This window comes from Kitasatospora sp. NPDC004799, from assembly GCF_040609095.1.
GTDB lineage: Bacteria > Actinomycetota > Actinomycetes > Streptomycetales > Streptomycetaceae > Kitasatospora.
In genome coordinates, this window is sequence record NZ_JBEXJK010000203.1 from 1 (window position 1) to 14,674 (window position 14,674).

The 14,674-nt window shown below is 74.1% G+C and carries 12 protein-coding genes; 8 read left to right on the forward strand and 4 right to left on the reverse strand.

Annotation, left to right across the window (positions count from 1 at the left end; all coding sequences use genetic code 11):
- Nucleotides 1-92: 92 nt before the first annotated feature.
- Nucleotides 93-1,229 (reverse strand): alpha/beta hydrolase-fold protein, encoded by a 1,137-nt coding sequence (locus ABZW03_RS23890; RefSeq protein WP_355261771.1) that lies wholly within the window; start codon nt 1,227-1,229, stop codon nt 93-95.
- 310 nt (nt 1,230-1,539) lie between these two features.
- Here ABZW03_RS23890 and ABZW03_RS23895 point away from each other — a divergent pair, with 310 nt between their 5' ends.
- The 7 genes from ABZW03_RS23895 to ABZW03_RS23925 all read left to right on the forward strand — a co-directional run bounded on the left by ABZW03_RS23895 (nt 1,540) and on the right by ABZW03_RS23925 (nt 9,237).
- The gene (locus ABZW03_RS23895; protein ID WP_355261774.1) at nt 1,540-2,559 is read left to right on the forward strand and encodes a substrate-binding domain-containing protein; all 1,020 of its coding nucleotides are present in this window, start codon (nt 1,540-1,542) and stop codon (nt 2,557-2,559) included.
- On the forward strand, nt 2,556-3,602 hold the full coding sequence (locus ABZW03_RS23900; protein WP_355261777.1) for an ABC transporter permease: 1,047 nt from the start codon (nt 2,556-2,558) through the stop codon (nt 3,600-3,602). The genes ABZW03_RS23895 and ABZW03_RS23900 overlap by 4 nt, the downstream gene beginning before the upstream one ends.
- Nucleotides 3,599-4,510, forward strand: a complete 912-nt coding sequence (locus ABZW03_RS23905) for an ATP-binding cassette domain-containing protein (protein ID WP_355261780.1) — start codon at nt 3,599-3,601, stop codon at nt 4,508-4,510. The genes ABZW03_RS23900 and ABZW03_RS23905 overlap by 4 nt, the downstream gene beginning before the upstream one ends.
- A 41-nt stretch (nt 4,511-4,551) precedes the next feature.
- A complete protein-coding gene (locus ABZW03_RS23910) occupies nt 4,552-5,613 on the forward strand; it encodes an ROK family glucokinase (protein ID WP_355261805.1) in 1,062 nt (353 codons plus the stop codon).
- Between the two features lie 134 nt (nt 5,614-5,747).
- Nucleotides 5,748-7,538, forward strand: a complete 1,791-nt coding sequence (gene ggt, locus ABZW03_RS23915) for a gamma-glutamyltransferase (protein WP_355261783.1) — start codon at nt 5,748-5,750, stop codon at nt 7,536-7,538.
- Between the two features lie 72 nt (nt 7,539-7,610).
- Nucleotides 7,611-8,447 (forward strand): exodeoxyribonuclease III, encoded by an 837-nt coding sequence (locus ABZW03_RS23920; RefSeq protein WP_355261787.1) that lies wholly within the window; start codon nt 7,611-7,613, stop codon nt 8,445-8,447.
- 181 nt (nt 8,448-8,628) lie between these two features.
- Nucleotides 8,629-9,237, forward strand: coding sequence for a hypothetical protein (locus tag ABZW03_RS23925; RefSeq protein WP_355261790.1), 609 nt, complete (start codon nt 8,629-8,631; stop codon nt 9,235-9,237).
- Between the two features lie 128 nt (nt 9,238-9,365).
- On the opposite strand, the gene ABZW03_RS23930 is transcribed toward ABZW03_RS23925, so the two are convergent.
- The gene (locus ABZW03_RS23930; protein WP_355261793.1) at nt 9,366-10,085 is read right to left on the reverse strand and encodes a lysoplasmalogenase; all 720 of its coding nucleotides are present in this window, start codon (nt 10,083-10,085) and stop codon (nt 9,366-9,368) included.
- A gap of 225 nt (nt 10,086-10,310) precedes the next feature.
- Here ABZW03_RS23930 and ABZW03_RS23935 point away from each other — a divergent pair, with 225 nt between their 5' ends.
- The gene (locus tag ABZW03_RS23935) at nt 10,311-12,005 is read left to right on the forward strand and encodes a DUF2398 family protein (protein ID WP_355261796.1); all 1,695 of its coding nucleotides are present in this window, start codon (nt 10,311-10,313) and stop codon (nt 12,003-12,005) included.
- Nucleotides 12,006-12,128: 123 nt separating this feature from the next.
- Here ABZW03_RS23935 and ABZW03_RS23940 read toward each other — a convergent pair whose 3' ends face one another.
- Nucleotides 12,129-12,308: a hypothetical protein gene (locus tag ABZW03_RS23940; protein WP_355261799.1), complete on the reverse strand. Its 180-nt coding sequence runs from the start codon at nt 12,306-12,308 to the stop codon at nt 12,129-12,131.
- A gap of 120 nt (nt 12,309-12,428) precedes the next feature.
- A complete protein-coding gene (locus ABZW03_RS23945) occupies nt 12,429-14,060 on the reverse strand; it encodes a BCCT family transporter (RefSeq protein WP_355261802.1) in 1,632 nt (543 codons plus the stop codon).
- Nucleotides 14,061-14,674: the final 614 nt, after the last annotated feature.

Genomic DNA, 14,674 nt, shown 5'->3' on the forward strand with positions numbered 1-14,674 from the left:
ACCGGCCACCGATCGCACGTTCCACCGCTAGCTCGGCCTCGGCCCGGTCCATGCCGGTGCTGGTGAGGAACCAGCCCAGGACGATGACGGTCCTACTGCACCGGGATGACCGAGGTCAGCCACTGGAAGGCGCTCGGGACCATCTTCTTCCACTGCTCGGTGGTGTGCGGGCCGGAGCCCTCCTCGACCTGGACGGTGGTCGGGGCCTTGGCCGCGGCGCGGATCGCCTCGCCGTCCTCGTAGCCGTCCCCCTTGGAGCCGCTGATCAGCAGGGCGACCTTCGGCGGCTGCGCGGCGGTCTTCAGGATGTTGACCGGGTTGTTGGCCTCGCGCAGCTTGGCGTCCTTGCCGACCAGCGAGTCCGGCTCCTGGGCCGGGTCGTTGTAGCCGGACATCGCGATGGCGGCCCGATACCGGTTGGGGTGGGCCAGCGACAGCTTGGCCGCGCAGTGCGCGCCGGCCGAGTAGCCGGCGATCGCCCAGCGGTCCGCGGACGGGTCCGCGCGGAAGTTGTCCAGCACCATCTGCGGGACGTCACGGGTGACCCAGGCGTCGGCGTTGATCTTGCCGGGGATGTCGGTGCAGCCCGCGTCCTGGTTGTTCAGCAGCTTGGTGCGGGGCGAGACCAGGATGAACGGCGCGACCTTGCCCTGCTGCATCAGCGGCTTGAGCTGCTCGGACACCTTGAGGGTGCCGTACCAGGTGGAGGAGGAGCCGGGGTAGCCCGGGATCAGCTCGACCACGGGGAACTTCTTGTCCTTGAACGCCGGGTCGTTGTACTGCGGCGGCAGCCAGACCAGCACCTCGCCGTCGACCCCGGACACCTGGCCCTTGAGCTCGGTGCGCTGCACGTCGTTCGGGACGAGCGGGTCGTTGACCCCGCCGAAGCTCTGCTTGATCTTCGGCGGCTCCTTGGCGGCGTCGGCGCTCTGGCCCGGGGCGGCGGCGGTGGCGGCCGGGTCGATCGGCGCCACCACGGGCACCGCGCGGACGTGGTTGCCGGTGCCGAGCAGGTCGTCCCAGTTGCCGTAGATCAGGTTGGCGTTGTTGACCATCACGAAGACCATCAGGACGGCCGTGACCTGGCAGAACATGATCATGACGATCCGGGTGAGGTAGCGCACCGGCTGCGGTCCGCCGACCTTCCCCCAGAACAGCAGCGCCACTGTGATGGACACCGGCACCAGGATGACGGTGAGGAGGAAGAATGGCGTACCTGTCAGTTCCATCGAGTTCTCGTATCCGGGTCGCACGCCGCCCGGGCCCCACTCGCCCGAACGCACGTCAATGGCATCAGACGGTGGTGGACCGGTGATCGGTTGCCGTCCGAATCTGTGCGGAACCTGAGAGGAACATCACTTTCCGGTGATGAACCCCAATCGGATCGGCGCCTAGTCTGCCACCCGGACGGATGCCGTCCGGACCAGCGTTCAGCGGACTACCAGGAAAGGTCCCCCGGGGCACCTTACCTCCCAGGCGGTTCGGCCTGCTGGGCGAGGCGGTGCGATCGCGCGCGGCCCGGGCAGGGAGACTATGGGGATGAGCATCACCCGCTTTCGCCCGTCCCGCCGCTTCTGGCCCGTGTGTGCCCTCCTGGCACTCGCGGTCACCGCGGCCGGTTGCAGCAGTACCGGAGGCAGACGCGCCGAGGAGGCCCGCGCCAAGGCCGCGGCCACCGGCGGCAGCGCCGTCACCACCCCGCGCTGGAAGGTCGCCATGGTGACCCACGCCGGAGCCGGCGACGCCTTCTGGGACACTGTGCGCAAGGGCGCCGAGCAGGCCGCCGCCAAGGACAACATCACCTTCCTGTACTCCAACGACGCGCAGACCCAGAACCAGGTCCAGCTCGTCCAGGCCGCCATCGACCAGAAGGTCGACGGCCTGCTGGTCACCCTCGCCAAGGGCGACGCCATGGCCGACGTCCTCGGCAAGGCCAAGGCCGCCGGGATCCCCGTGATCACCATCAACTCCGGCCAGGAGTACTCGCAGAAGTTCGGCGCGCTCACCCACATCGGCCAGGACGAGTCCACCGCCGGCCAGGCGGCCGGTGCCGAGCTGGCCGCGCGCGGCCGCAAGAACGTGCTCTGCGTGATCCACGAGCAGGGCAACGTCGGCCAGGAGCAGCGCTGCTCCGGCGCCCAGTCCAAGGCCGGCGGCGCCTTCCAGGTGCTCTACGTCAACGGCGTCGACATGCCCGACGCCCGGGCCGCGATCTCCGCCAAGCTCCAGGCCGACCAGGGCATCGACACCGTGCTCACCCTCTCCGGCCCGATGGCCGCCACCGGCCTGCAGGCCGTCCAGGACGCCCACCGCGCCGTGGAGCTGGACACCTTCGACCTGGGCACGCAGGTGGTGTCCGGGCTCAAGTCCGGCAGCGTCGGCTTCGCCGTCGACCAGCAGCCCTACCTCCAGGGCTACACGGGCGTCGACCTGGTCTGGCTGTACAAGTACAACCTGAACATGCTCGGTGGCGGCAAGCCCGTCGAGACCGGTCCGCAGATCCTGACCAAGGACAATGCCGACGCGCTCGCCGAGTACGTGGCGAGGGGGACCAGGTGAGCACCCCCGACCTCCTCGCCCGGGACGGCCTGCTCGACGGCCGCCCGGCGGCCCTGCGGCGGCTCCTCGCCCGCCCCGAACTGGGCGCGCTGATCGCCGCCGTCGCGGTCTTCCTGGTGTTCGCCGTCGTCGCCGAGCCCTTCCTGCGGGTCTCCTCGCTGGGCACCGTGCTGTACGCGGCCTCCACCATCGGGATCATGGCGGTGCCGGTCTCGCTGCTGATGATCGGCGGCGAGTTCGACCTCTCGGCCGGCGTGCTGGTCACCACCGCCGCGCTGACCTCCTCGATGGTCTCGTACCAGCTCACCGCGGTGACCTGGGTCGGCGCGCTGGTCTCGCTGGCGACCACGCTGGCCGTCGGCTGGTTCAACGGGTGGATGCTCGGCCGCACGAAGCTGCCCAGCTTCATCGTCACGCTCGGCACCTTCCTGATGCTGACCGGCGCCAACCTGGGCGTCACCAAGGCGATCTCCGGCACCGTCTCGACCAAGTCGATCGCCGACATGGAGGGCTTCGCCGCCTGCCGCTGGCTGTTCGCCTCCGAGGTGACCGTCGGCGGACTGACGATCAAGGCCACCGTCTGGTGGTGGCTCGGCCTGCTCGTGGTCGGCAGCTGGGTGCTGCTGCGCACCCGCTTCGGCAACTGGATCTTCGCCGTCGGCGGCGACGCGGACGCGGCCCGCGCGGTCGGCGTGCCGGTCGCCCGGACGAAGACCGTGCTCTACCTGGGCGTCGGCTTCGGCGCCTGGGTGCTCGGCCAGCACCTGCTGTTCTCCTTCGACACCGTGCAGTCCGGCGAGGGCGTCGGCAACGAGCTGATCTACATCGTCGCGGCCGTCATCGGCGGCTGCCTGATCACCGGCGGCTACGGCTCGGTGGTCGGCTCCGCGCTCGGTGCGCTGATCTTCGGCATGGCCAGCAAGGGGATCATCTACGCCCAGTGGAACCCGGACTGGTTCAAGTTCTTCCTCGGCGCGATGCTGCTGCTGGCCGCGCTGCTGAACGCCTACGTCAAGCGCCGGGCCGAACGGGGGCCGCGATGAGCACCGAGGTCACGACCGGTACCGAACTGCTGTCGCTGGAGGGCGTCGGCAAGAGCTACGGCACCGTCCGGGCGCTCCAGGACGTCTCGCTGACCCTGCGGGCCGGCGAGATCAGCTGCGTGCTCGGCGACAACGGGGCCGGCAAGTCCACCCTGATCAAGATCATCTCGGGGCTGCACCGGCACGACGAGGGCCGCTACACCGTGGACGGCGAGGAGGTCCGCCTCGACTCCCCGCGCCAGGCCCTGGACCGCGGCATCGCCACCGTGTACCAGGACCTCGCGGTCGTCCCGCTGATGCCGGTCTGGCGCAACTTCTTCCTCGGCTCCGAGCGGGGCACGCGCCGCTGGGGCGGCCTGCGGCTGGACGCCGACGGGATGCGCGCCACCACCCGCGACGCGCTCGCCCGGATGGGCATCGACCTGCAGGACGTCGACCGGCCGATCGGCACCCTCTCCGGCGGGCAGCGCCAGTGCGTGGCGATCGCCCGCGCGGTGCACTTCGGCGCCAAGGTGCTGATCCTGGACGAGCCCACCGCCGCGCTCGGCGTCAAGCAGTCCGGGGTGGTGCTCAAGTACGTCACCGCCGCCCGCGACGCCGGGCTCGGGGTCGTGCTGATCACCCACAACCCGCACCACGCGTACCTGGTCGGCGACCACTTCACGCTGCTCAAGCGGGGCCGGATGGCGGGCAGCCATCCGCGCGCCGAGATCAGCCTGGAACAGCTGACCACCGAGATGGCCGGCGGCTCCGACCTCGCCGAGCTCTCGCACGAGCTGGCCCGGCCGTCCGCCGCCGACCCCCGCCCGTCCGCCGCCGACCCCCGCCCGTCCGGTCCGGGCGCCACCGGCCCCGGCGACACCGACCCCAGCGATCCCGATCCCCGTGAGGAGCGTCAGCAGCCGTGACCAGCTCCCAAGGCAGCACCCGGCCCCCCGTCCTGCCCACCCTGCTCGGCCTCGGCCCGCGCGCCGAGCGCCGGCGCCGCGCCCTGCCCGCCGGAATACTGCGGCTGCCCACCATCGGCGTCGACATCGGCGGCACCAAGGTGGTCGCCGGGGTGGTGGACGGCGAGGGCAAGGTCCTGGAGAAGCTGCGCACGGACACGCCGCACAAGAGCAAGAGCCCCAAGGTGGTCGAGGACGTCATCGTCGAGCTGGTGCTCCAGCTCGCCGACCGGCACGACGTCCACGCCGTCGGCATCGGCGCGGCCGGCTGGGTCGACGCCGACCGCTCCAAGGTGCTGTTCGCCCCGCACCTCAACTGGCGCAACGAGCCGCTCCAGGAGGCACTCAGCGAGCGGCTGCGGTTCCCGGTGATCGTGGAGAACGACGCCAACGCGGCCGCCTGGGCCGAGTGGCGCTTCGGCGCCGGGCGCGGCGAGGACCACATGGTGATGCTCACCCTGGGCACCGGCATCGGCGGCGCGGTGGTCCGGGACGGCTACGTGGACCGGGGCAAGTACGGCCTGGCGGGCGAGTTCGGGCACATGCAGGTGCTGCCCGGCGGCCACCGCTGCCCGTGCGGCAACCGGGGCTGCTGGGAGCAGTACTCCTCCGGCAACGCGCTGGTGCGCGACGCGCGCGAGCTGGTCGCCGAGGAGTCGCCGGTGGTGCAGCCGCTGCTGGCCCGGGCGGGCGGCACGGTCGAGGGCATCACCGGCCCGCTGGTCACCGAGGCCGCCCAGGACGGCGACCCGACCGCGACCGAGCTGCTCTACGAGGTCGGCACCTGGCTCGGCGTCGGCATCGCCAACCTGGCCGCCGCGCTGGACCCGGGCCGCTTCGTGATCGGCGGCGGGGTCTCCGAGGCCGGCGACCTGCTGCTCGGCCCGGCCCGGGACACCTTCCGCCGCACCCTCACCGGGCGCGGCTTCCGCCCGGAGGCCGCCATCGTGCACGCCGCCCTCGGCAACGAGGCCGGCCTGGTCGGCGCGGCCGACCTGGCCCGGCAGGTGGCGCGGCGGTTCCGGACGATCAAGCGGCGGCGGGTGGAGCGCAGCGCGCTGTAGCGGGGGAGCGGGGCGGTGGGCGCGGTGTCCCGCCCCGCCGTCCCGTCAACTACCCATTGGTAGCGGCGCGGTGTGGTTGTCGGATCATCCCTCCTGTGGAACAACTGAGTTGACGCCGACTCAGGAGGACCCGGATGAGGGCTCTGACCCGCCTCGCACCACCGCTGCTGCTCGCCACCGCGCTGGTCTGGTCCAGCGCCGGTCCGGCCGGCGCCGCGGCCCCGCCGTCGAAGGTGCCGGAGGCGGTGGGCTGGGGCGGGGCGGTGGCCACCGTCGACGCCGACGCCACCGCCGCCGGGATCGAGGTGCTGCGCAAGGGCGGCAACGCGGTGGACGCGGCCGTCGCCGCCGCAGCGGCCCTCGGGGTCACCGAGCCGTACTCCTCCGGCATCGGCGGCGGCGGGTACTTCGTCTACTACGACCACGCCACCGGCCGGGTGCACACCCTCGACGGCCGCGAGACGGCCGGCCGCACCGCCGACACCGGCCTGTTCCTGGAGGACGGCAAGCCGCTGGCCTTCGCCGACGCCGTCACCAGCGGCCTGTCCGTCGGCGTCCCCGGCACCGCCGCCACCTGGGACGCCGCGGTGCGCAAGTGGGGCAAGCGCTCGTTCGCCCAGAACCTCCAGCCGGCCGAGCGGATCGCCGACCAGGGCTTCGTGGTGGACGGCACCTTCCGCGCCCAGACCGCCGACAACTACGCCCGGTTCAAGGACTTCCCGGCCACCGCCGCGCTCTACCTGCCCGGCGGCAAGCCCCCCGAGGTCGGCACCGTGCTGCGCAACCCCGACCTCGCCGCCACCTACCGGCTGCTCGCCAAGGACGGCGTCAAGGCCTTCTACCAGGGCGAGTTGGCGGGCGACATCGTCAACACCGTGCAGCACCCGCCGGTCGACCCGGCCTCCGGCCGCACCGCCCGTCCGGGCAAGGTGGACGCCGCCGACCTCGCCGCCTACCGGGTCCGCGACCAGGCGCCCACCCACATCACCCACGGCGACTACGACCTCTACTCGATCGCCCCCTCCAGCTCCGGCGGCACCACCGTCGGCGAGGCGCTCAACATCCTGGAGGACGGCGGCGACGTCTCCGGGTACAGCGCCACCCAGTACTACCACCACTTCCTGGAGGCCTCCCGGATCTCCTTCGCCGACCGCAACCGCTGGGTCGGCGACCCGGCCTTCAACGACGTCCCCGTCCGGGAACTGCTCTCCGAGCGCTACGCCGCCTCCCGGGCCTGCCTGATCAGCCCCGACCGCGCGCTCACCAGCCCGCTCGCCCCCGGCGACCCGCGCCACCCGGCCGACTGCGAGAGCAGCGGCCCGGCCGCCGACGAACCGTACGAGGGCACCAACACCACCCACCTGACGGTCGCCGACCGCTGGGGCGACATCGTCTCGTACACGCTCACCATCGAGCAGACCGGCGGCAGCGGCATCACCGTCCCCGGCCGGGGCTTCCTGCTCAACAACGAGCTGACCGACTTCAACTTCGCCCCGCTCTTCCCCGGCGTCCCCGACCCCAACCTGCCGGGCCCGGGCAAGCGGCCGCGCTCCTCGCTCTCCCCGACCATCGTGCTGCGCGACGGCGAGCCGCTGCTCGCCACCGGCAGCCCCGGCGGGGCGACCATCATCACCACCGCCCTCCAGGTGCTGCTCGGGCGGCTCGACCGGGGCCTGAGCCTGGAGCAGGCCATCGCCGCGCCGCGCGCCAGCCAGCGCAACACCGCCGCGACCCAGGCCGAGCCCGGCTTCCTCGCGCTGCCCGAGCGGGCCGCGCTGGAGGGCCTCGGGCACAGCTTCACCGGCGTCGCCGAGATCGGCGCCGCCACCGGCGTGGAACGGCTGCCGGACGGCCGCTGGGTGGCCGCCGCCGAGCCGGTGCGGCGCGGCGGCGGGGCGGCCGCGGTGGTCCGGCCCGCGCGCTGACCGGCCCGGCCTGTCGGTGCCGGGCGGTATGTTCGGGGTGGGCCTCCCGCGAGGGCGGCCCACCCCGTCCGCATGCCCACCGAACCACCGGGAAGGCCGCCCGCCGTGACCGTCCGCATCGCCACCTGGAACATCAACTCCGTCACCGCGCGGCTGCCCAAGCTCCTGGAGTGGCTGGAGAGCGCGAAGCCCGACGTGCTCTGCCTCCAGGAGCTCAAGTGCGCGGCCGACGCCTTCCCGTACGAGGCGGTCCGAGAGCTCGGCTACGAGACGGCCGCGCACGGCACCGGCCGCTGGAACGGCGTCGCGATCGTCTCCCGGCTCGGCTTGGACGACGTCGTGCGGGACCTCCCCGGCCAGCCCGGCTACCTCGCCGACGGCGCCCTGCTGCCCGAGCTCGAGCCGCGCGCCATCGCCGCCACCTGCGGCCCGGTCCGGGTCTGGTCGGTCTACGTGCCCAACGGCCGCGAGGTCGGCCACGCGCACTACCGCTACAAGCTGGAGTGGCTGGAGGCGCTGCGCGCGGCCGCCGCCGAGGACGCCGCCGGCTCCCGCCCGTTCGCCGTCCTCGGGGACTTCAACATCGCCCCGACCGACGAGGACGTCTTCGACGCCGCCGCCTTCGAGGGCCTCACCCACGTCACCCCGGTCGAGCGCGCCGCGCTGACGGCCCTCGGCGAGATCGGCCTCCAGGACGTGCTGCCCCGCCCGCTCAAGTACGACCGCCCGTACACCTACTGGGACTACCGCCAGCTGGCCTTCCCGAAGAACCGGGGCATGCGGATCGACCTCACCTACGCCAACAAGCCCTTCGCGGACGCCGTCACGGACAGCTACGTGGACCGCGAGGCCCGCAAGGGCAAGGGCACCTCGGACCACGCGCCGGTCGTGGTGGACCTGGAGCTCTGAGCCGGGGCCGCCGGGGCGCCCGGTGCGCGTCACGCCGGGTCACGGGTCGTAACCCGAACGGTCGTGAGCGCTGGCCGGGCGCCGGGCGGGTGCCTACCGTCGGTGAATGACCGGGCGCAGCCGATCGACCACGTGGACATGGAGTCCCCCGGCTGCACCCGAGAATCCCGGAGGTTCCGGTATGCGCCCCATGCGTACGGCCGCCGCCGCCCTGATCGGCGCGACGGCGCTGACCGGCCTGACGGCCCCCCTCGCATCCGCCAGGGACGGGTCGGCCTCGGTCAGCCCGTCCCAGGCCGCACCGGGCCAGACCGTGACGGTCACGGTCGCCTGCGAGAAGTCGGACAAGCCCGAAGCCAAGACCATCACCGCCCGCTCCGCCGCCTTCGAGGGCGGTCCGGCGACCCTCACCCTCGGGCCGGACGGCAAGCACAGCGGCTCCGCCCGGCTGGCCGGCCAGCACGCCGGGGACAGCAAGGTCGACGGCACCTGCCCGGACGGCGGGGCCTTCGCCACCAGCGTCACCGTCACCACCGTGGCCGCCACCACCCCCGACCGGAGCACCGCCAAGAGCCCCGAGAGCCTCGGCGAGTGGGGCGAGGCGGCGGGGGAGTGGGCCGGATCGCTCGGTCAGTCCGGCGCCGGCGGCCAGCAGGTCGCCCCGCACGGCTCCGTGCAGACCGGCCTCGGCGGCTCCGTCGCGTCGAACCCGGCGGAGCTGGCCGGCGGCCTCGCGCTGGTCGCGGGCGGGGTCGGCGGGTTCTGGCTGCTGCGGAGGCGCGGTGCCTGAAGGCCTCGCCGCCGCGCGCCCCGGTGCGCCCCCCGTGCCGCGCCGCCGGAACCCCTCCTCGGGACCGGCGGCGCGGTGGCGCGTCGGGCGGTGGTGCGTCGGGCGGGCGCGTGTCGGGCGGGGGTGCGTCAGGCGGTTAGCGGCTCGACGGCCCCGCGGTGCAGCCGGTCCTGGTGCCGGAGGGTGCCGTCGGCCAGCAGGTACTGGGCCAGCACGTAGGTCGCCATGATCCAGAACTGATGGCCCGGCAGCTCCCGCCACTTCGCCAGCTGGGTGGCGATCAGCGTGTCGGAGAGCAGGAACAGCGCCCCGCCCAGCCCGGTCCGCCAGCCCAGCCCGGCCGAGGTGACGGCCGTCGAGGCGAGCAGCAGGCTGTAGCCGGCCACCGGGACGCGCAGGTCCCCGAGGTCCGGCCAGAGCTGCCCGACCAGCGCCACCCAGGCGGTGGCGTACGCGGCCGCGACCACCAGCGTCCGGCGGCGGTCGGTGAGCGCGCCGCGCTGGACGAACATCGTCACGTAGCAGACGTGCGCCGCCGCGAACGAGCCCATGCCCGCGAGGAACGCGGGGTCGTTCTTCAGCTGGAGCAGCACGTCCCCGCCCGCGCTCAGCACCAGCGCCGGCGCCAGCAGCTTCGGCGCCTCCTGTCCGGCCTGCCTGGCCGCCGTCACGCTGTGCGCGGCCAGCAGCGGCATCAGGGCCGGCTTGGTGGCGTTCCGGAGCACCGAGGCGCCGGTGGCGATCGCGCCCAGGTGCGCCGCCGAGGTGGCCGCGAAGCCGCCCAGCAGGCCGGTGGCCGAGCGCAGCCGGGCCCCGAGGCCGCCGCGGTCGGTGGTACGGACGGTCATGGGTGCGCCTCTCGGTGATCTGCTGCTTCGGACCGACCCTAGAGGAGCCGGACCGGCGGCGGAAGGGGTGGTTACCGGTGCGTAACCCCGGTGCGGCGGGGCGGATGACGGGACGGCCGGTGAGCGGAGCGCGGGCGCCCGCTTCGAGGGCTCTTGCGGAGAGTTCCTCAGGAGGGCGGTTGCTGCCGTCGGGTGGCCCGGGCACCGTCTAGTCTGGACCTCGACATGGATCAGCAGGACTACGCGGTCGGCGCCACCCGGGTGGCCGCCGGCAGGCCGGACGGACGCATGGGCGGGGCAGGACGGGGAACCGCCGACGCCGTCCTCGCCGTACGCGGAGCCGGTGCTGACGACCCGCAGGTGCCGGACCCTCCGGCCGCCGACGTGACGCTCTCGCCCGACCCGGGGCTGCTGCGCCTGGCCCACTGGTTCGCCGCCGCCACCCCCGGCACCGCCGACGACCTCTGCACCGCCTCCTTCGGCCTCTACCCGGCGCGCCACCTCGGCTCCGCCGCCGAGCCCGCGGCCGATCCCGGCGTCAGCTGGTGGCACGGCCCCACCGCGCACTGCGCCACGCCCGTACGCCCCCGCGAGGGCCGCGGCGAGGGCGGCCTGCGCCGCGCCCGGCGCGACGACGCCGCGCTGCCCGTCGTCCGGTCAGGCGCCAAGCCGGGCGGGCCGGGTCGGCACCGCAGGCCCGAACGCACACCCGTGGCGCCGCTCGCCCCGGTGGCGCAGGATCGTTCCGGCGCGGAGCTCCCGGCGGCCGAACGCCGGATCGCCGCCCGGCTGTTGCTCGCCCACCCGCTGGTCACCGCCTCCGGCCCGCACGCCGACGGCTTCCCGCTGATCCGCCGTCACCGCGACTGGCTCGCCGAGCGCTTCGACACCCTGCTCGGCTACCGCCTCGTGGTCGGCCCCTGGCACGCCCGGCTCTGCAAGGCCGGCCTCGGCCCCGGCGCCGCCCGCCGCCTCGAACACCCCGTCACCGGCGCACCGTTCACCCCGGCCGGGTACGCCCAACTCGCCCTCGCGCTGGCCCTGTTGGTCGACGCCCCGGAGGAGCTGGAGTACCGGCGGCTGCTGGACGCGATGACGGCCGCCGCCCCCGAACTCAGCGCCGAACCCGCCGACCTCGCGATGGCGCTGGCCGCGCTGGCCGGCTGGCAGGTGCTCGGCGAGCTGCCGTCCGACCCGGCCGACGACGCCTTCGTGCTGACCGTGGACCGCGAGCTCGCCCGGGCCGTCCCGGCCGGCCCGCCCGCCCTCGCCGACGACGCCGCGGACCTGATCCGCCGCGCCGCCGAGGCCGAGCCCGCCACCGCCGTACGCCGCCTGCTCGCCGAGACGCCCGCCGTCCTGGCCGCCGACCTCCCCGAGGACCACCGCGCCTGGCTGCGGGAGCACCGGCTCACCGCCCCGGCGGTGCTGGCCGAGTTCCTCGGCCTGGAGGCCGAGCTGCGGGCCGAGGGCGTCGCCCTGCTCGACCCGGCCGCCGAACTCACCGACCTCGCCCTCCCCGGCGCCGGCACCCTCGCCCAGGCGGCCCTGCTGCTGGTCGAGCGCCTGGTCGAGGAGGTCCGCCCGCTGCCCGGTGAGACGGTGAGCGGCGACGTCCCGATCCCGGACGCGCTGATAGACGGCGTCCTCGGCGACATCGCGGACGAGTACGGCCTTCCGGCCCGCTACCTCGCGGACCGCACCGCCCTGCGGCGCGACGCCCTCGACCTGCTCCAGCGGCTCGCGCTGATCGCCCCCACCCCGCATCCCACCCGCCCCCCGGCCTGGCGGCTGCGCCCCCCGGCCGCCCGCTACGCCCCGGCGCCCGACCTCCACCCCAGCCCGGGCACCGGCCGCCACTCCCGCCCGGGCCCGCTGATCCCGCCCCCGGCCGGCCCGCGCGCCGAGCAGCGGGCGTGAGCGCGGGCCGCGTCGCCCGGGTGCCCGTCGCGCCCCGGCCTCCGGCCGTCTGATCCCGCCCGCGGGCGGACAGCAAGGAGCACCGGGTCCGGGAGCGGACCGCGGTGCTGGAGTGAGGCCTGTCTACTTGCTGGCGGAGGTGCTGGCGAGGGGGCCGTGGTCGACGGTCTCCACGGTGGCGCCGACGCCCAGGGTGCCGAGGGCGATGGAGGCGAGGACGGCGGTGACGGCGAGCAGCCGGCGGTGCCGTTGGGGCAGGGGGAAGCGCGGTTCCTGGTAGGGCGCCTGAGGGTGGGCGTTCATGACAGGGAGGTTTCCAGGGCGGTGTGAACGGTCGGTACGCGCGGGTGAAGTCCGGACGGGGGTTGGGCGTCGGATGGCCGCGGACGCCCCACCAATCGCCGGGCGGGGCGTCCGCGCTGGTCAGCGGCGTGTGCCGGACTCGCCGACGACCTCCCGGACGGCGTCCCGCAGGCCGTGCGGAGCGTGGAAGCGGGACGGGCCGGCGGCCGGGTCCTCCCGGAGCTCCTTCACCAGCGCGACGCAGAGCAGCAGCATCACCACCACGAACGGCAGGGCGACCAGGATGGTCGCGTTCTGGAGCGCGGTGAGCCCGCCGGCCAGCAGCAGGGCCGCCGCGACCCCGCCCATCAGCACGCCCCAGACCACCACCAGCCAGGTGCGCGGATGCAGCGAGCCCCGGCTGGAGAGCGAGCCGAGCACCAGCGAGGCCGAGTCGGCGCTGGTGATGAAGAAGGTCATCACCAGCAGCACCGCGACCACGCTGGTCACCGAGCCGAGCGGCAGCGAGCGCAGCATCTCGAACAGCGAGGCCTCCGGGCCCTGCGGGATGGTGGCGACCAGGTCGGCCGCGCCGGTGGTGACCAGCCGGATCGCGGTGCCGCCCATCACGCAGAACCAGACGACCGTCGCCCCGCTGGGCACCAGCAGCACACCGAGCAGGAACTGCCGGACGGTGCGGCCGCGCGAGATCCGGGCGATGAAGGTGCCCACGAAGGGCGCCCAGGAGAGCCACCAGGCCCAGTAGAAGATCGTCCAGGAGCCGAGCCAGCTCTCGTCGGTGAAGGCGCCGGTCTGGGTGGACATCCCGAGGAGGTCGGAGAGGTAGCCGCCGACCGAGGAGGGGATCGCGTCCAGGGCGAACACCGTCGGGCCGAACACGAAGACGAAGAGCATGATCAGCGAGGCCAGGACGACGTTCGCGGTGGAGAGCCACTTCACGCCCTTGTGCACCCCGGAGAACGCGGAGACCACGAACGCGGCGGTCAGCGAGCCGATGATGACCAGCTGGGCGTTCTGGGTGTTGCGGACGGAGGAGATGTAGCCGAGCCCGTCGGCGACCTGGAGCGCGCCGAGGCCGAGGCTGGTCGCGGAGCCGAAGACGGTGGCGAACACCGCCAGCAGGTCGATCGTCCGCCCGGCCCAGCCGTCCGCGCCGCGCTGCCCGATCAGCGGGACGAAGGCGGCGGAGATCCGGTTGCCCCGGCCCTTGCGGAAGGTGGTGTAGGCGAGGGCCAGCCCGCCGACCGCGTAGATCGCCCACGGGTGCAGGGTCCAGTGGAAGAGCGAGAACTCCAGGGCCTGCTGGGCGGCGGCCGGGCTCTGCGGCTCCAGGCCGGAGCCGGGCTGCGGGGTGGCGAAGAGCTGGAGCGGCTCGCCGACGCCGTAGAACATCAGGCCGATGCCCATGCCGGCGCTGAACATCATGGCGATCCAGGCGAGGGTGGAGAACTCGGGCTCGTCGTCGTCGCGGCCGAGCCGGATCCGGCCGAAGCGGCTGAACGCGAGCAGCACGGTGAGCGCCAGGAAGACGTCGCCGGCCACCACGAACAGCCAGCCGAAGTTGTGTAGCACCCAGCCGAGCGCGGTGCTGGAGGTGCGGCCGAGCGAGTCCTCGGCGAAGACGCCCCAGGCGACCACCGCCAGCACCAGGACGGCGCCGATGCCGAACACCGCCCGGTCGGCCGGAAGGGTGGCGGCGGGTTCGTCGGGCTCCTTCACGGGCTGGTCGGGCGGGGGCGGCTGGCTGCTCATCGGATGGACCTCTCGACGTATCGACGTACTCGACGCGCTCGGTGCGCTCGGAACCACGCTGTATGTCGCACTATGTCCAGTTCGCTCCGTGCGCGGCGGGACGGCGCGCCGGGGACGCGCCGGGTCGGGACCAACGTCCCGTCAGGCCGCCCGGTCCTCGCCGGGCCGGCGGTGTCCGGCCGCCGGGTGCGCCGGAGGGGGCTCGTGCAGCGTGGAACTCCGGTACGACGTCGGGCGGTTCGGGCAGCGCGTCGAACACCGGCAGCTGCCCGCCGGTGAGTTCGACGGTGCGCGTGCCCGCGGGCGAGTGGGTGGCGGGCCGGGGTTTCGCCGACGGCGGGAACGGTAGGAGTCCACACCGGTGGGGAAGGCCGAGCCGGGGCGCGGGAGCCCGCCCGGAGGCGGCCCCTCGGGCCCGGCCGCGGTCGCGCGCACCACCGAACCGCCTACGCTGAAACGGAAGGAACGCCGTTCATGGACGACGAGGTCCGTACTCCGAACGAAGCAGCCCCGGCGCGGCCCGCCCCGGCGGGAGCCGCCCGCGACGGCGCGGGCGCGGACGGCGTGGACCGCCGGACGCTGCTGCGGATGGCCTCCGCCGCCGGGGTGCTCGC